This window comes from Silvimonas soli, from assembly GCF_030035605.1.
GTDB classification, from domain to species: domain Bacteria; phylum Pseudomonadota; class Gammaproteobacteria; order Burkholderiales; family Chitinibacteraceae; genus Silvimonas; species Silvimonas soli.
The window spans coordinates 2,860,876-2,877,560 of record NZ_CP106736.1 but is presented as its reverse complement, the minus strand read 5'-3'; the positions used below and the strand labels follow the sequence as shown (position 1 = coordinate 2,877,560).

At 58.2% G+C, this 16,685-nt stretch carries 15 protein-coding genes; 12 read left to right on the top strand and 3 right to left on the bottom strand.

Features of this window, described 5'->3' with window-relative positions:
* Nucleotides 1–64 precede the first annotated feature (64 nt).
* From N7220_RS13170 to N7220_RS13115, 12 genes are all read left to right on the top strand, one after another.
* Entirely contained in the window at nt 65–1,576 is a 1,512-nt protein-coding gene (locus N7220_RS13170) for a sensor domain-containing diguanylate cyclase (protein WP_283147983.1), read from the top strand.
* Between the two features lie 115 nt (nt 1,577–1,691).
* Nucleotides 1,692–2,315, top strand: a complete 624-nt coding sequence (locus tag N7220_RS13165) for an HAD family hydrolase (RefSeq protein WP_283147982.1) — start codon at nt 1,692–1,694, stop codon at nt 2,313–2,315.
* Between the two features lie 14 nt (nt 2,316–2,329).
* Nucleotides 2,330–2,632, top strand: coding sequence for an Rdx family protein (locus tag N7220_RS13160; protein WP_283147981.1), 303 nt, complete (start codon nt 2,330–2,332; stop codon nt 2,630–2,632).
* Between the two features lie 26 nt (nt 2,633–2,658).
* The gene (locus N7220_RS13155; protein ID WP_283147980.1) at nt 2,659–3,150 is read left to right on the top strand and encodes a DUF4124 domain-containing protein; all 492 of its coding nucleotides are present in this window, start codon (nt 2,659–2,661) and stop codon (nt 3,148–3,150) included.
* 409 nt (nt 3,151–3,559) lie between these two features.
* Nucleotides 3,560–4,639 (top strand): nitrogen regulation protein NR(II), encoded by a 1,080-nt coding sequence (glnL, locus tag N7220_RS13150; protein WP_283147979.1) that lies wholly within the window; start codon nt 3,560–3,562, stop codon nt 4,637–4,639.
* A 95-nt stretch (nt 4,640–4,734) separates the two neighbouring features.
* Nucleotides 4,735–6,141, top strand: a complete 1,407-nt coding sequence (ntrC, locus tag N7220_RS13145) for a nitrogen regulation protein NR(I) (RefSeq protein WP_283147978.1) — start codon at nt 4,735–4,737, stop codon at nt 6,139–6,141.
* Between the two features lie 293 nt (nt 6,142–6,434).
* A complete protein-coding gene (locus tag N7220_RS13140; RefSeq protein ID WP_283147977.1) occupies nt 6,435–6,818 on the top strand; it encodes a gamma-butyrobetaine hydroxylase family protein in 384 nt (127 codons plus the stop codon).
* 23 nt (nt 6,819–6,841) lie between these two features.
* Nucleotides 6,842–7,579: a bifunctional demethylmenaquinone methyltransferase/2-methoxy-6-polyprenyl-1,4-benzoquinol methylase UbiE gene (gene ubiE, locus N7220_RS13135; protein WP_283147976.1), complete on the top strand. Its 738-nt coding sequence runs from the start codon at nt 6,842–6,844 to the stop codon at nt 7,577–7,579.
* 66 nt (nt 7,580–7,645) lie between these two features.
* The gene (locus tag N7220_RS13130; RefSeq protein ID WP_283147975.1) at nt 7,646–8,206 is read left to right on the top strand and encodes a ubiquinone biosynthesis accessory factor UbiJ; all 561 of its coding nucleotides are present in this window, start codon (nt 7,646–7,648) and stop codon (nt 8,204–8,206) included.
* A gap of 92 nt (nt 8,207–8,298) precedes the next feature.
* Nucleotides 8,299–9,813: a ubiquinone biosynthesis regulatory protein kinase UbiB gene (ubiB, locus tag N7220_RS13125; protein ID WP_283147974.1), complete on the top strand. Its 1,515-nt coding sequence runs from the start codon at nt 8,299–8,301 to the stop codon at nt 9,811–9,813.
* A 4-nt stretch (nt 9,814–9,817) separates the two neighbouring features.
* Entirely contained in the window at nt 9,818–10,396 is a 579-nt protein-coding gene (ampD, locus tag N7220_RS13120; protein ID WP_283147973.1) for a 1,6-anhydro-N-acetylmuramyl-L-alanine amidase AmpD, read from the top strand.
* Between the two features lie 74 nt (nt 10,397–10,470).
* Nucleotides 10,471–12,369, top strand: a complete 1,899-nt coding sequence (locus tag N7220_RS13115) for a potassium transporter Kup (RefSeq protein WP_283147972.1) — start codon at nt 10,471–10,473, stop codon at nt 12,367–12,369.
* An 87-nt stretch (nt 12,370–12,456) separates the two neighbouring features.
* Here the strand turns inward: N7220_RS13115 and N7220_RS13110 are convergent, their stop codons facing one another.
* The 3 genes from N7220_RS13110 to N7220_RS13100 form a co-directional block, all read right to left on the bottom strand.
* On the bottom strand, nt 12,457–12,756 hold the full coding sequence (locus tag N7220_RS13110) for an STAS domain-containing protein (protein WP_283147971.1): 300 nt from the start codon (nt 12,754–12,756) through the stop codon (nt 12,457–12,459).
* Nucleotides 12,757–12,824: 68 nt separating this feature from the next.
* Nucleotides 12,825–14,486: a response regulator gene (locus N7220_RS13105; RefSeq protein WP_283147970.1), complete on the bottom strand. Its 1,662-nt coding sequence runs from the start codon at nt 14,484–14,486 to the stop codon at nt 12,825–12,827.
* Nucleotides 14,483–16,642 (bottom strand): UvrD-helicase domain-containing protein, encoded by a 2,160-nt coding sequence (locus tag N7220_RS13100; protein WP_283147969.1) that lies wholly within the window; start codon nt 16,640–16,642, stop codon nt 14,483–14,485. Before N7220_RS13100 ends, N7220_RS13105 begins: the two co-directional genes overlap by 4 nt.
* Nucleotides 16,643–16,685 lie beyond the last annotated feature (43 nt).

The window sequence follows — 16,685 nt, the reverse complement described above, 5'->3', positions numbered from 1 at the left end:
GAACACAGGAGACACACCGCCTGTCGTTGGTTATGCTCTGAGCAACTTATTTGGCCCGTACTGCATGTTCACACTCAACCTGCCCTCGCGCTCACGACAGCGCTTCTTTTTGCCTTTGATTCTGGCCTGGGTCCTGACCGGCTGGTTGAGCGTGGGCGCCGCTGCGATCCCGGGCGACAACGTGGCCGCCATCTGGCTGCCCAGCGGCGTTGGCGTTGTGGCGTTGTTGGTGCTGGGACGGGCCGGTTTGCTCTGCGTGTGGCTGGCCAGCCTGCTGGTCACCATTCCTGCCACTGCGCAATTGCTGGATCTGAACACCTCCTGGCGCATGGCGATACCGGCGGCGGCGCTGGACGCCCTGCAAGCTTATCTGGCCATGCGGGCGTGGCGCCTGCACGAAGCACGCTATCACGCCAACTTTCTGCGCCAGCCGCAAGATCTACCCTGGTTCTGGCTCTGGGTCTGCCTGGTACCGGTTCTGGTGACCGCGCCCTTGATGACGCTGTTGCAGTGGTTCTGCCACGCGCTGCCCGATGCCTCTACCGCCGGCATCATGCGGCATTGGCTGATGCTGGTGACTTCCAATACCGCCGGCATTTTGCTGATTGCACCGTGTTACGTAATCTGGCGCGATCGCAGTCGCTGGTCACTGCGCTTTTCCTCGATCCACCACTGGTGGTCAATCTTGCTGGCATTGATGATTCTGGCCGGTGCACTGTTGCTGTATCCGCCGGCACTGGTACTGCTGTTGCCGGTATTGCTGGCAACCACCATCCGTTATCGCTTGCCCGGGATGGTGATCGCGATCCTGATTTGCGCCATGGCCACGGCACTGGCCACGGCTTATCGCCTCGGCCCGTTTGTGCATGCCAATCCGACCATTTCGTTTGTGAATCTGCAGTTATTCCTGTTCTCGACCACGGTCATGTTGCAATACCTGGCGCTGGCGCAAGAACTGATCAAACGTCACCGCATCCAGCTGGAATCTGAAGTCGCCGCGCGCACCGAGGCACTGGCCCAAGCCAACGAGCGTCTGAAAGAATTGGCCACCACCGATGAACTGACCGGCGCACCCAATCGTCGCGAGTGGCAGCGCCGCTGCGCCCAAGCCGTGCTGCTGGCCCGACGCCAGGACACGCCGTTGTCGATCTTGCTACTGGATCTGGACCACTTCAAACAGGTCAACGATACCTACGGCCATTTGATTGGCGACCTGATGCTGCGCGCAGTCACCCACGCTTGCCGCGAAAGCCTGCGCGCCAGCGACAGCTTTGGGCGTTGGGGTGGCGAGGAATTTGTGGTGGTGCTGCCAGACACCCCATTGGGTGACGCGCAGCAGGTCGCCGAAAAGTTGCGGCTGGCGATTTCAGCCACGCATGTCCCGCTGGATGGTGGCGAGTACGTGCGCATTACCGCCAGCATGGGCGTGTCGCGCCTGCGCCCCAGTGATGTTGATCTGGACGACCTGCTCACCCGCGCCGATCACGCGCTGTATCACGCCAAAGAATATGGCCGCAATCGGGTGGTGCTGGAAACCGAATTGCCCGCCAATGAATTGCCCAAAAAACACGCCTGACCTGGGCGGGTGCCTGCGGCTACATCATCCGGGCATCCTCACCACGCCAGTTCAGACCTATCCCGGCTACAATGTAACTCCAATTCTCTAATTCCTTCGCCACTTTCGCCCCTCCATGACCATACGTGCTGTCGTTTTTGATTTCGGTGGTGTTCTGTTTGACTGGAACCCGGATTACCTCTACCGCAAACTGATTAGCGACGATGTCGAGCGCGCCTGGTTTTTGCAGCATGTTTGCAATGGTGAATGGAATCTGCAGCAAGACGGTGGCCGTTCTATCGTCGATGCCACGGCCAGCAAGATCAAAGAGTTTCCCGAGCACGCCGAATTGATCCGTGCGTTCTACGAACGCTGGCCGGAATCGCTCAAAGGCACGCTGGTCGAAGGCATCAAACTGATGGAAGACCTGGAATACGCCCAGGTGCCACTCTACGGCCTGACCAACTGGTCGGCCGAGACCTTTCCCTACGCATGGGACAACTACCCTTTCCTGCGCCGCTTTCGCGACATCGTCGTCTCTGGCCGACTTGGGCTAATCAAACCCGACGCAGCCATTTATCATGAGATGTTCCGGCGCATCGCCCGTGATCTGCCCGACTTGCAACCCCAAGAACTGGTATTTATTGACGACAACCAGGCCAACGCCCGGGCGGCGAGTGCGTTAGGTTGGCATGGCATTCATCACACCAGTGCGGCAGCTACCGAAGCCGCGCTACGGACCTTGGGTGTCGCGTTTTGAATCAGGAGCAACCAATGACCGAAATCAGCGCCGGGCCTGCCACACCGCGTGTGAGTATTCGCTATTGCACCCAGTGCAACTGGTTATTACGCTCGGCCTGGCTGGCGCAAGAGTTGCTCAACACTTTCGCCGAAGAACTGGGCGAGGTGGCATTGCAACCCGGCACTGGCGGGATTTTCCTGGTGCATTGCCAGGATCAGGTGATTTGGGATCGCAAAATTGAAGGGCGCTTTCCCGAAGCCAAAGAATTGAAACAACGCGTGCGTGATTTGATCGCACCAGATCGACCACTCGGTCATAGTGACCGGCCGGCTTGAGGCCCGCTGTGGTAAGGTTCCGTCCCATGTCTATTTGTCGTTTGCTACCCCGTTTTGCCGCCATTGTCACACTGAGTCTGCTGGCCGCGTTCGCGCACGCAGATATCTATAAATATGTTGATGCCGATGGCCGGATCACGTTTTCCAATCTGCCTATGCACGGTGCGAGCCGGGTATATACCGACCCGATCCCCATGGGCAATAAAGCGCGCGGCAAAGGCACTGGCGCATCCGGCACCCGGGTTACAGCGCCCAGTCCGGCTGACTTTCCTCGCGTCGACAGCGCCACCCAGAAATCGCGCGATTCCAACCGCAAGCAGATTCTGCAAGACGAGCTGAATACCGAGCAGCAAGCGCTGGCCGACTCCCGCCGGGCGCTCAGCGATGCTCAAGCCAGCCCCGATGCCCAAGCCAATTCCGCCAAATACCAGGATCGGGTGAGTCGCTTGCGTGACAACGCCACGGTACATGAAAAGAACGTGGCCGCGTTGCAACAGGAACTGGCACGCAGTAAATAGCGCTGTCAGGCTGGGCGCACAGAAGTAGCGCCTTCCAGCCGCGGCCGGTTTTATCCGCTTTGGGCATTCAACCAGCCTGTTATCTCCATTCGCGTCGCCAGCTCCATCGCAGCCAGCCATCGTCACCGGCTAGCCCGCGCCGCGATTTGCCCCATCCTGATCAATCCACTGATCTGTTTTTGCGGTGTTAGCTCCCCATCACGGGGCAGTGCACCACAACGACACCTATAATGCACCATATGTGTGCAATACCCAGGTTTCTAGTCCTCAAACCGCCTTGTGCATGCCATCTGCAAGCTGGCCCGCTAATTGCTTGGTTAAGCCGCATGAAAGAAGCCGCGGAACCGGCACACGCCACCACGCATGCTTTACGCCTTGTTCGACGCACGTTTTACATAGACCGCACCCTATGACAAAAAGCCCTACTCCTGCCACGTTCGCTGGACTGGAATTTCTCGATGCTGCGGTATTGGCCACACGCGAAGATGGCGCGCTGGTCTATTACAACCCGACTGCGGCCGATCTGCTGGGTCTGCGTGACGACTGCCTGGGGATGTCGCTGACCGACTGCCTCGGCCCGGACAATCCGGTCGCCCAAGCGTTGTACAACGCCAGCCGCGATAACGTCAGCCTCACCGAACACGAAATCGCGCTAAATACCTCGCATGGCGAAGTTTATGTTTCGCTCACCGCCAGCCCGATTGAAAGCACCGAGGCTGCGGCGCTGGCGGAAATCCGCCAGATTGACCAGCAACGCAAAATCGCCAATGAAGAGCGCCTGCAAGCGCAGCAACAGGCTAATCGCGAGCTGATCCGCAATCTGGCACATGAGATCAAAAACCCGCTGGGGGGCATTCGCGGCGCCGCGCAATTGCTGTCGCGCGAGTTGCATGACCCGCAACTGAAGGAATACACCCAGGTCATCATTGAGGAATCGCAACGCCTGCAAAGCCTGCTGGATCGGCTGCTGACGCCGCATCGCTTGCCGCAACTGGCCGAATTGTCGATTCATGAAGTACTGGAGCGCGTGCGCTCGTTGATGCTGGCGGAAACACCCAATGGCTTGGCGATCAAGCGTGACTATGACACCAGTCTGCCCACGCTGATTGGCGATCGCGAACAACTGATCCAGGCCGTACTCAACATCATGCGCAATGCCATTCAAGCCATGGATGGTGTGGGCGAAATCATGCTGCGTACTCGCGTGGCGCGGCAGGTCACGCTCAATCGGCAACGCTACCCGATTGCCATCCAGTTGCAGATTATCGATAACGGCCCGGGGATTCCGGATCACCTGAAGGACACTTTGTTTTATCCGCTGGTGTCGGGTCGTCCGGGTGGAACCGGCATTGGCCTGCACCTGGCGCACACTTTTATCAACCAGCACCACGGCTCCATCGATTTTGACAGCCGCCCGGGCTACACCTGTTTCAACATGCTGCTACCGCTCAATGGTTGGCAGGATTTCGACAAAACCAAGAACAACTAAACCAACCGCTCTGGGAACACCGTTTGCTCATGTCCTGCCCGCAACACGGGCTTTGAACAAGCGGAACCCCAGTCACCACAAGTTACGGAGAATCCATGAGCACTGTCTGGATTATTGATGACGACCGTTCCATCCGCTGGGTCTTCGAGAAAGCGCTGGCACGAGAAAACATTGCCCACGCCGCGTTTGCCTCGGCGACCGAAGCACTCGCCCGGCTGGGCCGCGAAGTTCCTGAAGCCATTGTGTGTGACATTCGCATGCCCGGTGAATCGGGGCTGACCTTTCTGGATCTGGTCAAAAAGGATTATCCCGGCCTGCCCGTGATCATCATGACCGCACATTCCGATCTGGAAAGCGCGGTGTCGGCATTCCAGGGTGGTGCGTTTGAGTATCTGCCCAAGCCGTTCGATGTTGATGCTGCCATTGCGTTGATCCAGCGCGCGCTGCAAGAAGGTGCCCGCCAGGTCGGCGGCGAAGAGGCGCCGGTAACCAACCCGGATATCCTCGGCCAGGCACCCGCCATGCAGGATGTGTTCCGCGCCATTGGCCGCTTGTCGCAATCGGCCGCCACGGTGATGATCACCGGCGAATCCGGCTCCGGTAAAGAACTGGTTGCGCGCGCTTTGCATCGCCACAGCCCGCGAGCCGCCAAACCGTTTATTGCCATCAATACCGCTGCGATCCCGAAGGATTTGCTCGAATCCGAATTGTTCGGTCACGAGCGTGGCTCGTTCACTGGCGCAGAAGCGCGGCGCCAGGGGCGGTTTGAACAAGCCGAAGGCGGCACGCTGTTTCTGGATGAAATTGGCGACATGCCTTCCGACCTGCAAACCCGTTTGCTGCGGGTCTTGTCGGACGGCTATTTCTATCGTGTTGGTGGTCAGGCGCCGATCAAAGCGAATGTGCGCGTCATTGCCGCAACTCACCAGAATCTGGAAGAACGCGTCAAACTGGGCGGCTTTCGTGAAGACTTGTTCCATCGTCTGAATGTGATCCGCCTGCGTTTGCCTGCCCTGCGGGAAAGGCGCCAGGATATCCCTTTGCTGGCCAAACACTTCTTGTCGCGCTCGGCTGCGGAACTGGGCGTCGAAACCAAACGCCTATCGGAAGACGCGATGGCGGCACTGAGCGGCTTTAGCTTTCCGGGCAACGTGCGCCAGTTGGAAAACCTGTGTCACTGGATGACCGTGATGGCACCGGGAGCCATTGTTGAAGCGGGCGATTTGCCGCCGGAAATCAGCGAAAGCAATGACACTACCGACGGCATCAGCATGGTGAGTGGCGACTGGCGTGCCGCGCTGGCCTCGGATATCGGCAGTCGTCTGGCCAAAGGCGAAAGCCGGATTCTGGATCAGATCATGCCGGCATTTGAGCGCACGGTGATCGAACGCGCGCTGGCCCACACCGGCGGCAAGCGGATCGAAGCCGCCGAATTGCTGGGTTGGGGCCGCAATACGCTGACCCGCAAGATCCAGGAACTAGGCATGGACAACGAAGTCTGACATAGCACATCTGTAAATCAGGCACCTGCCAGTGCCTGATAAAAACAGATCTTTCGATTTACTCTCTTTGCTCTTTTGTGTTCATGCTCGAATACAGGGCGGCTACCGCAAGGTGGCTGCCCTTTTGTTTTGTTATTGCGCTGCCGCGCCCCGCGTCTTTTCTCCGAATGGCTCTCCCGAGCGGGCCTGGCGCTGGCACTTCCTCGCCTGCATCGCGCCCACCACGGCAACGCGGTATCATGGCGGGCTTGAAAGTCCGGATTACCCCGGACGCAGGTAAAGGACACCCCAAAATGGCAGGACTCACCCCGGCCAGCGCGCTTCCAGTTGAAATCCGCTTGCATAAAGCCTCGCGCACGCTGGAAGTCGCCTTTGACGATGGCGCCCGTTTTTCATTGCCGTGCGAGTATCTGCGAGTCAATAGCCCGTCCGCTGAGGTGCAGGGCCACGGCGTTGGCCAAGGTGTCTTACAGACTGGCAAGCGCGATGTGGCGATTACCGGCGTCGAACAAGTAGGCAATTACGCCGTAAAACTGGTGTTCGACGATGGCCACGACTCCGGCCTGTATTCCTGGCAATATCTGTACGAGTTGGGGCGTGACCACACCGCCCGCTGGCAAGAATATCTGGCACAACTGGCTGCGGCCGGGGCCAGCCGCGATCCTGCGGCACATTGAATTGACGAGACTGTGAGCACGCTATGAGCGAAAACACCACGCACTTCGGTTACAAGACGGTCGAGGAATCGGAAAAGGCGCAAAAAGTGGCCGAGGTTTTCCATTCCGTCGCGCAGAAATACGACGTGATGAACGACTTGATGTCGGCCGGTCTGCACCGCGCCTGGAAGTTCTTCACCATCGAGACCAGTGGCGCCAAGGCCGGCGACAAGGTGCTGGATATCGCGGGCGGCACCGGCGATTTGTCCAAAGCCTTTATCAAGAAGGTCGGCAAAACCGGTCAAGTGTGGCTGACCGATATCAACAGCTCCATGCTCGGTGTTGGCCGCGATCGCCTGCTTGATGCCGGCATTGCGACGCCAGTTGCGCTGTGTGATGCAGAAAAACTGCCGTTCCCGGACAACTATTTCAATATCGTCTCGGTGGCGTTTGGCCTGCGTAACATGACGCATAAAGACGCTGCGCTGAAAGAGATGTATCGCGTCCTCAAGCCCGGCGGCCGCTTGCTGGTGCTGGAGTTCTCCAAAGTCTGGACGCCGCTCAAGCCGGCTTACGATATTTACTCGTTCAAGTTGTTGCCATTTATGGGCAAGCTGGTGGCCAACGATGCCGACTCTTATCAGTATCTGGCCGAGTCGATCCGCATGCATCCGGACCAAGAAACCCTCAAAGCCATGATGCTGGATGCGGGTTTTGGCAAAGTCGATTATCACAATATGTCGGCTGGTGTGGTGGCGCTGCATAAGGGCATCAAGCTGTAACGCCCTGCCCGCTGCGCCTTGCTGGATGGATTGTGAATCGCTTTCAACAGACCGGAGTTTCGCCTCATGCTCGCCAGAATCCTGAATCGCATGCTCTCGCACGATGCTGCTGCAGCTGCCGCGCTGGCGAAGTATCCGGGGCGCGTGGTGCGGCTGGTGCTGCCGGTCTTGTCCGGCACGCTCACCATCCAGCCTGACGGCACTTTTGATCGCGCCACCGGCCCGGCCGAGGCGACCATTACCTTGTCGCCAACGTTCTTTACCACCTGGCTCTTCGACCGTGACGCCGCCAGCAAAAAGGCCGGCCTGAATGGCGACACTGAACTGGCCGCTGCGGTTGGTCAGGTATTGGCCGGTTTACGTTGGGATATGGCGGAAGAATTGTCACAACTGGTCGGCGATGTGGCGGCCCATCGCATTACCTGGCTGGCGGGCAAAATTGGCGGAGTCCCGGGCGCCATTGGCTCGCGGCTGTTGATCGAACTGACCGAATACTGGCGCGATGAAGCACCGCTGGTAGTGACCAAGCGGCACGTCGATGATTTCTGTGGCGGAGTAGATACGCTGCGTGACGACCTGGCCCGGCTGGAAGCACGGCTGGAACGGTTGTCGATCAAATCGCTGTAACTGCCGGGCCGAACCTGACCCGCGCAATCAATACTTTTCCCGAGTCGCATTCCTAACGTTACTGACGGCTCAACCCAACAAAATGGATACCCATGCGGATATTCCGCCTCTTTAAAATTGCCCGCGTGGTGGTGCAATACGGTCTGGACGAGTTCTTGCTCGGTCACGAGCGAGTGCATGGTTTGCACAAGCTGGCCAACGTACTGTTCTTCTGGCGCAAGCTCGAGCAACCGCGCGGCGTACGTTTGCGCCTGGCGCTGGAAGCCTTGGGGCCGATCTTCGTCAAATTCGGCCAGGTCCTGTCGACCCGACGCGATCTGTTACCGGAAGACATCGCCAACGAACTGGCGTTTCTGCAAGACCGCGTACCGCCTTTTCCCGGCGATATCGCCGTTGCCGTCATCGAAGCCGGCCTGAAGCGACCACTCACCGAGCTATACGCCGAGTTTGATCGCACACCGGTGGCATCGGCATCCATCGCGCAAGTACACCGGGCGCGTTTGCCCAATGGTCGTGATGTCGCGGTAAAGGTATTGCGTCCGTCGATTTTGCCGATCATCGAAAGCGATCTGGCGCTGTTGAAGGTCATGGCCGGCTTGGTCGAGCGCCTGTTTGCCGATGGCAAGCGCCTCAAACCGCGCGAAGTGGTGGCCGAGTTCGACAAATATCTACATGACGAACTCGATCTGATGATCGAAGCAGGCAACGCCTCGCAACTGCGGCGCAATTTTGCCAATTCCGACATGCTGATCGTGCCAGAAGTCTTCTACGACTGGTGCGCGCGCCAGGTGCTGACGCTCGAATGGATGGATGGCATTCCGGTCGGGCGCGTGGATGAATTGCGCGCCAGCGGCATCGACCTGAAAAAACTCTCGGTCTACGGCGTGGAAATTTTCTTCACCCAGGTATTCCGCGACGGGTTCTTTCACGCCGATATGCATCCGGGCAATATCTTTGTCGCGCCCGACAACCGCTACATTGCGCTGGATTTCGGCATTGTCGGCACGCTGTCGGAAAGCGACAAACAATACCTGGCGATCAATTTCCTGGCGTTCTTCAACCGCGATTACCACCGCGTTGCCGCGGCGCATATCGAATCTGGCTGGGTGCCCAAAGACACGCGGGTAGAAGAACTGGAAGCCGCCGTGCGCACGGTGTGCGAGCCCATCTTTGACAAGCCGATCTCACAGATTTCGTTTGGCCAGGTGTTGCTGCGGCTGTTTGAGACTTCCCGCCGCTTCAACGTAGAAATCCAGCCACAGTTAGTGCTTTTGCAGAAAACACTATTAAATATAGAAGGGCTGGGGCGACAGCTTGATCCGGATCTGGACCTGTGGAAAACCGCCAAGCCATTCCTGGAACGCTGGATGCACGAGCAGATTGGCTGGCGTGGTTTATGGCGTAATATCAAGCACGAGGCACCGCTGTGGGCCGCCATGTTGCCCACGCTGCCGCGCAAACTCAATGATCTGGTCAGCCAGAATCCGGTTGATCTGATGGTCGCAGGTTATCAGGGGATGATGTGGGAGCAGAAAAAGCGCAACTGGCTGCTAGCCGCCATTGTCGTGTTGCTGGCCACCCTGGTCGCCACCTTGTGGTGGCGTTAACCGCATGAGCGAGGGTTTGCGCTTTGATGCTGCGGGCTGGTGCGCACAAGCGCGTCAGGTGCCCAGCCCCAATTGCGATGCCCGACCTGCGGGCGTTGCCACCGATTTGCTGGTGGTCCACAACATCAGCCTGCCGCCCGGTCAGTTTGGCGGTCCCGCCATTGAACAGTTGTTTACCAACACCATCGCCCCCGAAGACCCGCTGTTTGCTGATCTCGGTTCATTGCGGGTGTCGGCGCATATTCTGATCCGCCGCGATGGCGAACTGGTGCAGTTTGTCCCCATCAGCCTGCGTGCGGCGCATGCCGGCGTGTCTGACTGGCAAGGGCGCGAGCGCTGCAATGACTTCTCTATCGGTGTGGAACTGGAAGGCACCGACCACGTGCCTTTTACTGAATCGCAATATCAATCTCTCATTAGTCTGATTCAGGCACTACAGTTGAACTACCCCCTGCAAGCGGTGGTGGGGCACAACGATATCGCGCCATTGCGCAAGACCGACCCCGGCCCGTGTTTTGACTGGCGGCGTCTCTATGTTGCGTTGCCGCACCTGAAACCGGATTGTTCGGGTGTACAGATATAGGGCGGGGCTATAATCGCGCCGCTTGTTCTTTATGCAATTTTTATACTAATTACCGTTTACGAGACTCTCGCAACATGGGCGCAAATCATAGCCAGGCACCTTCCGCATCCCGCATGGCCGGGCTGACGATGGGTGCGATTGGCGTGGTGTACGGCGACATCGGTACCAGTCCGCTTTACACCCTCAAAACCTGTCTTACCGCGCACGGCAACCTGCCGATCAACCCGGAAAACATCCTGGGTATTTTGTCGCTGATTTTCTGGGCCATCATGATTGTGGTCTCCGCCAAGTACGTGGTGGTGATCATGCGGGCCGATAACCGCGGTGAAGGCGGCATTCTGGCGTTGATGGCGCTGGCCTTGCGCGACATGGATACGCGCTCGCGCAAAGGTCTGCTGCTGATGGGGCTGGGTATTTTCGGCGCCTCGCTGTTCTATGGCGACGGCATCATTACCCCGGCGATTTCAGTGCTATCGGCGTTCGAAGGTATCAGCGTTATTTCCCACACGCTTGATCCATACATCGTGCCGCTCACCATTATTGTGCTGGTGGGTCTGTTCGCCATCCAGCGCCACGGCACCGCCAAGGTCGGCAAACTGTTTGGCCCGATCATGGTGTTCTGGTTTCTCACGCTGGCGGTGATGGGCATCCGCAGCATCGTGCATGCACCCGAGGTGTTCGCCGCGATCAACCCACTCTATGGTGCGCGTTTCGTCATCGACTTCCCGTGGCGCGGCTTCATCATCATGGGCGCGGTGGTGCTGTCCGTGACTGGTGGCGAGGCGCTGTATGCCGACATGGGCCACTTTGGCCAGAAGTCGATCCGCATCGCGTGGTTTGGGTTGGTCTTGCCGTCTTTGGTGCTGTGTTACTTTGGCCAGGGTGCACTGCTGTTGCATAACCCGGCCGCCATCAAGAACCCGTTCTTCTTGCTGGCGCCGCAATGGGCTTTGGCGCCGCTGGTGGTATTGGCTGCAGCGGCAACCGTAATCGCCTCGCAGGCGGTGATCTCTGGCGCGTTCTCCATGACCAACCAAGCCGTGCAACTGGGTTATTGCCCGCGCGTGGATATTGATCACACTTCGGACCAGGAAATCGGCCAGATCTACGTGCCGCAAATCAACTGGTTCCTGATGGTGGCGGTGATTCTGCTGGTGCTGGCCTTCCGTACTTCCGATAACCTGGCGTCGGCCTATGGCTTGTCTGTGTGCGGCACCATGGTCATGACCACCTTGCTGGCGTTCAATGTGCTGGCCAAGGGTCGTACCAAGGGCCGCAAGGTATTGTTCTGGGTGGTGCTGACCGGCTTCCTGGTGGTCGACATGGTGTTCTTGTCGTCCAACATGCTCAAGTTGCCCGATGGCGGCTGGGTTCCGCTGGTGATTGGTCTGATCATCTTTACCATGATGACCACCTGGAAACGCGGCCGCGTGTTGCTGGGTGACCGGCTGCGTGAAGGCGAGTTGCCGCTGCAAGGCTTTGTGGAAAGCCTGGAAGCCTCACCACCGCAACGCGTGGATGGCACCGCCATCTTCATGACCACCAGCTCGGACTCGGTGCCCCATGCCCTGCTGCATAATCTGAAGCACAACAAGGTGCTGCATGAAAAGGTGGTGTTCCTGACCATCCGCACCGCGGATATCCCGTTTGTGGCCAAGCGTGAGAAGGTTGTGGTGCCCAAGCTGGGCGAGAGCTTCTATCAGGTGATCGCGACTTACGGTTTCAAGGAAGAGCCATCCGTACCTGGCATTTTGCGGCAGGTAGAAGAACTGCAACCGGAGCTGGATTTCGACCCGATGCAGACCTCGTTCTTCCTGTCGCGTGAAACCATCGTCGAGGGCAAGTATCCGGCGATGGCGTGGTGGCGTCGCAAGTTGTTCTCCTTGATGACCCGCAATGCCACGCGCGCGACCAATTACTTCAAGATCCCGCCTAACCGGGTGGTGGAAATGGGGATGCAAGTCGAGCTGTAACCGCCCGACTCAGCATGAAAAAAGGGCGCTCATCGGCGCCCTTTTTGTTTTCTGTATTTCTGTATCTTTCAGATCAGCAAACCACGGTTAACGCATCTCAAAGATACCGCCGGTGTTGGCGACATCCAGCGTTGCCCGCACTGGCTCCGGAATGTTGCTCAATACAATGCGCCGTCCGGCTGAGCGTTCATGCAGCAACAGCAACATTCCCAAGCCGGCCGAATCCATGCGCTCCACTTCAGCCAGATCAAAATGCAGTTCGGTGATCGCGCCATTCGCCAGCACTTCTTGCGTCACTTGCTTGATCTCGCGCTGCCCTTCCCACGTGAAATTGCCTTTCAACTGGATCTGCGCAATGTGCTGATCCAGGTTCAGTATTGCCTGCACACCATTCTCCATAACGTCTGATTGTTCTAGCGGGTACGAGCCGGTTTCTGGCCGGGCTTGACGGGTAGCTATGCCGCAGCGGGCGGCTGGGCTTGCTGGCCAGCATCGATACCAAACCGCGTCCGAGTGCGCCGCAGTGCGTCAGCCAGCTGCCGGGCCTTGCCATTGGTGGGATCGAGCTTGCGTGCCCGCACCAGATAGCTTTGCGCCAGCTCTACGTATTGTTCATTCCAGCCTTGCTGATTGACGCAAGACAATAGCGTATTCACAGCGTTTAGCAACAACTGGATATTGCCATTGCGTGACTGCAACGCATTGATGAACATTTGCGACGCACCTGCCAGATCACCATTGCGTACAGCGGCAACGGCTTCGTTGTTCAAGGCGGTGATATCGCGGGCAACTTCAGCGATCAGCGCCTGGCCGGTTTGGGGCTCACCCAGCGACTGATACAGACTTTCGACGCTGGAGAGGATGGCCGAGTCTTCCGAGGCACTGCGTAGCGCTGTGCGGACCAAAGTCGCGCCCGCTTCCTGGCGACGGCGGGTATAAGCCTGCCGCGCAGCCTCGATCAACACGCCCGGCAGCGGGTCTTCTTGCGCCCGCAATGTTTCGCAGGCATGTTCAAACAGTTCGGCGGAATTCTTGCGGTCGTCCAGTTTTTCCAGCACCGCAGCTTCAATCAATTCGCAGATGGTCTCGACGTTCTCGCCACCACCCGATTCGCGGCGCAAGCGCTGCGCGGTGCGCCGAGCACCACCGATATCGCCACGCTCCAGCTGTACGCGACTCAATTCGCAATAGAGCGACAAATCCGGCCAGAACGAACCACGTGACAGATTCAATGCCTGTGTCAGGGCCGCTTCAGCGACATCCAGCTCGCCATTGCGTTCGGCCAGGCGCCCCAGAGCACACTGACGCTGGGCGGCCAGCGGTGAGCGCTGGACTGCCTCACCCAGCACGGTTTGCGCACCGGTAATGTCGCCCTGAGCCGTGAGCGTGCGCGCCAGCCAGTCATAGGACTCCAGCGCCAGTTCGTGTTCCTGTTTGACCGTTTCAAAGCTGCCACGGGCAGCGGCATAATCCTTGAGGCCAAACTGTGCCTTGCCCAAACCCAGGCGGGCCCACGCGCTGTTGCGCAAGGCCAGCGCACTTTCGCTGGTTTGCGCTGCATCTGCGTGCTCGCCCAGCCGCAATTGCAGCTGGGTTTTCAAGCGCATGAAGTCGTCGATTTCAGCGGGTGGCCGCTCGGCCATTTCCCGGTCACACGCGCTGATTGCGCCCAAATAATCGCCCGCGCGAACCGCGTTATCTATCGTCCTGAAGCCAGCCTTGCGCCGCTGCGCCCGCGCCAGTCGCATGATCAGGTCAGCGGTGGAAAACGGTTTGAGCAAGTAACCGTCAGGTACCAGCTCGGCGGCACTCATGACTTGCGCATGGCGGCGTTCGCCAGTCACCATCATGAAAATGCATGAAGGCTTGAGTAGATGATGTTGCTGGCAAGCCTCAAATAGATGCACGCCGTCCTGACCGCCGCCCAGATCGTATTCGCACAGCACCACGTCGTAGCTGTGATTCTGGATATAACCCAGCGCTGCGGTTTGCTTGCTGGCGTAATCGATAGTGGCGACGCCTGCCTCTGCCAGCGCCATGCCCAGCGCGCTGCGCATCTCGCTGGCCCGGTCAATGACCAGAGCACGGACTTCGATGGCAGCGTCGGAGGTAGTCATTCTTTTACGGGCTCCAGCTTGGCGTAGGCGACGGCCAGCCATTTGGTGCCCAGGTCCTGGAAGTTGACCTGGACATTACCATTGGCACCGCCCTCGTGATCGACCACCACGCCGATCCCGAACTTGGGATGACGCACGCTCATGCCAATATTCAAGCCGTGTTCCGGCGCGCTGGCGCGGGCACTGCGCGGTGTAGGCGCATAACCCTGGCTGTTACCGCTGGACGAAGGTGCGGCGTAGCTGTTCGGTGCGTAACCGCGATTCAGATACTTCAGCAAATCGGCCGGGATTTCATTCAGAAAACGGCTGGCTGGCGCATAACGCATTTGCCCATGCAGCATGCGGCTTTGCGATAGTGAGATATACAGCCGCCGCCGCGCGCGCGTCATGGCCACGTACATCAGCCGCCGCTCTTCCTCCAGCCCTTTCGGATCGGACATGCTGTTATCGTGAGGGAACAGGCCTTCTTCCAGCCCGGTCAGAAACACCGAGTGAAACTCCAGCCCCTTGGCAGCGTGGATGGTCATCAATTGCACCGCCACCTCACCGGCATTGGCCGCATGTTCGCCGCCTTCCAGTGAGGCATTGGCCAGAAACGCGACCAGATCATTGGCGTCTTCAGTAACAAACGAGGCCGCCGCGTTCACCAGTTCGTTCAAGTTGGCCAGGCGCTCTTCGCCTTCTTTTTCGTTCTGGTAAAACTCATTCAGACCAGATAGCGACAACATCATCGACACCACTTCGGGCAGCGGCAAACCTTGCGCTTGCTGGCGCATGGCTTCGATCAACTGGACAAAACGCCCCACTGCCGCCGCGCTACGCCCCGTGCCAGCCGTGCAGGCGGCTTGCCACAGGCTGGTGCCTGCAATACGGGCGGTATCGGTGATGGTTTCAACGGTGCGATTGCCAATGCCGCGCGTGGGGAAATTAATCACCCGCAATAAGGCGTTATCGTCATCTTCGTTACTCAGCAACCGTAGATAAGCCAGTGCATGCTTGATTTCCTGGCGCTCATAAAAGCGCAGGCCGCCATAAACACGGTACGGCAAACCCGCCGCAACAAGTGCATGCTCGACAATCCGTGATTGGGCATTGGAACGATAAAGAATGGCTATGTCATCAAGCGCAATGCCCTCGCGTTGCTGGGCAGAAATCTCATCGACCAGAAAGCCGGCCTCTTCGCTATCAGTGGCCGCCTCATAGAGCCGGATTGGCTCACCGGCATCGTCTTTGGTCCACAATTGTTTTCCCAGCCGATCCCGATTGTGTTCAATCACGGCGTTGGCAGCATTGAGGATATTGCCGTGGGAACGGTAATTCTGTTCGAGCCGGATTACATGTTTAACCGTGTAATCTTTCTGGAAGTCGAGCATGTTGCCAACCCTTGCCCCGCGAAAGGCATAAATGGACTGATCGTCATCTCCGACTGCAAATAAAGCGCTTTCCGGTCCGGTCAGCAATTTCAACCAGGCATATTGTAGCTGGTTTGTATCCTGGAATTCGTCGACCAGAATATGATGAAAACGGCTGCGATAATGGTTACGCAGCGGTTCATTACGTTCCAGTAATTCATAGCAGGCCAGCAGCAATTCGGCAAAATCAACCACGCCTTCACGGCGGCATTGCGATTCGTATTCAGCATAGATCATTCTGAGCATGCGTGAATATTCATCCCATGCTTCAGCCTTGCCTGCACGAATGCCAGCGTCTTTGTTGCCATTGATATACTGCTGGACGGTGCGCGGCGGATAGCGCTCATCATCGACATTCAATGTTTTCATTGCACGCTTGACTGCGGCAAGCTGGTCTTGCGAATCCAGAATGGCAAATGTGGCAGGCAAACCGGCATCACGATGGTGCAATCGCAGCATGCGGTTACACAAGCCGTGGAACGTCCCGACCCACAGACCACGCGGATTCAATGGCAGCATGCTGGTAATGCGCGCCAGCATTTCTTTGGCTGCCTTGTTGGTGAAGGTCACCGCCAGCAGGCCCGCCGGGCTGATCTGGCCCGTAGAGAGCAGCCACGCAATGCGCGTGGTCAGCACCTTGGTCTTGCCGCTGCCGGCACCAGCCAGAATCAGGGCGTGTTCAGCCGGAAGCTCAACAGCGGCGCGCTGTTCCGGGTTCAGTGAGGCGGTAAGGGGATGAGACATGCCGGCTTTCATTTGCTGAGGGGTCAAGCGAGCATTGTACCGG

Bases quoted from the DNA above. Each gene is read 5' to 3' on its own strand.
- N7220_RS13155 (WP_283147980.1), top strand. From the start codon at position 2,659: ATGTCTATTTGTCGTTTGCTACCCCGTTTTGCCGCCATTGTCACACTG.
- N7220_RS13170 (WP_283147983.1), top strand. From the start codon at position 65: ATGTTCACACTCAACCTGCCCTCGCGCTCACGACAGCGCTTCTTTTTG.
- ubiE (WP_283147976.1), top strand. From the start codon at position 6,842: ATGAGCGAAAACACCACGCACTTCGGTTACAAGACGGTCGAGGAATCG.
- ntrC (WP_283147978.1), top strand. From the start codon at position 4,735: ATGAGCACTGTCTGGATTATTGATGACGACCGTTCCATCCGCTGGGTC.
- glnL (WP_283147979.1), top strand. From the start codon at position 3,560: ATGACAAAAAGCCCTACTCCTGCCACGTTCGCTGGACTGGAATTTCTC.
- ampD (WP_283147973.1), top strand. From the start codon at position 9,818: ATGAGCGAGGGTTTGCGCTTTGATGCTGCGGGCTGGTGCGCACAAGCG.
- N7220_RS13165 (WP_283147982.1), top strand. From the start codon at position 1,692: ATGACCATACGTGCTGTCGTTTTTGATTTCGGTGGTGTTCTGTTTGAC.
- N7220_RS13100 (WP_283147969.1), bottom strand. From the start codon at position 16,642: ATGTCTCATCCCCTTACCGCCTCACTGAACCCGGAACAGCGCGCCGCT.
- N7220_RS13105 (WP_283147970.1), bottom strand. From the start codon at position 14,486: ATGACTACCTCCGACGCTGCCATCGAAGTCCGTGCTCTGGTCATTGAC.
- ubiB (WP_283147974.1), top strand. From the start codon at position 8,299: ATGCGGATATTCCGCCTCTTTAAAATTGCCCGCGTGGTGGTGCAATAC.
- N7220_RS13115 (WP_283147972.1), top strand. From the start codon at position 10,471: ATGGGCGCAAATCATAGCCAGGCACCTTCCGCATCCCGCATGGCCGGG.
- N7220_RS13140 (WP_283147977.1), top strand. From the start codon at position 6,435: ATGGCAGGACTCACCCCGGCCAGCGCGCTTCCAGTTGAAATCCGCTTG.
- N7220_RS13130 (WP_283147975.1), top strand. From the start codon at position 7,646: ATGCTCGCCAGAATCCTGAATCGCATGCTCTCGCACGATGCTGCTGCA.
- N7220_RS13160 (WP_283147981.1), top strand. From the start codon at position 2,330: ATGACCGAAATCAGCGCCGGGCCTGCCACACCGCGTGTGAGTATTCGC.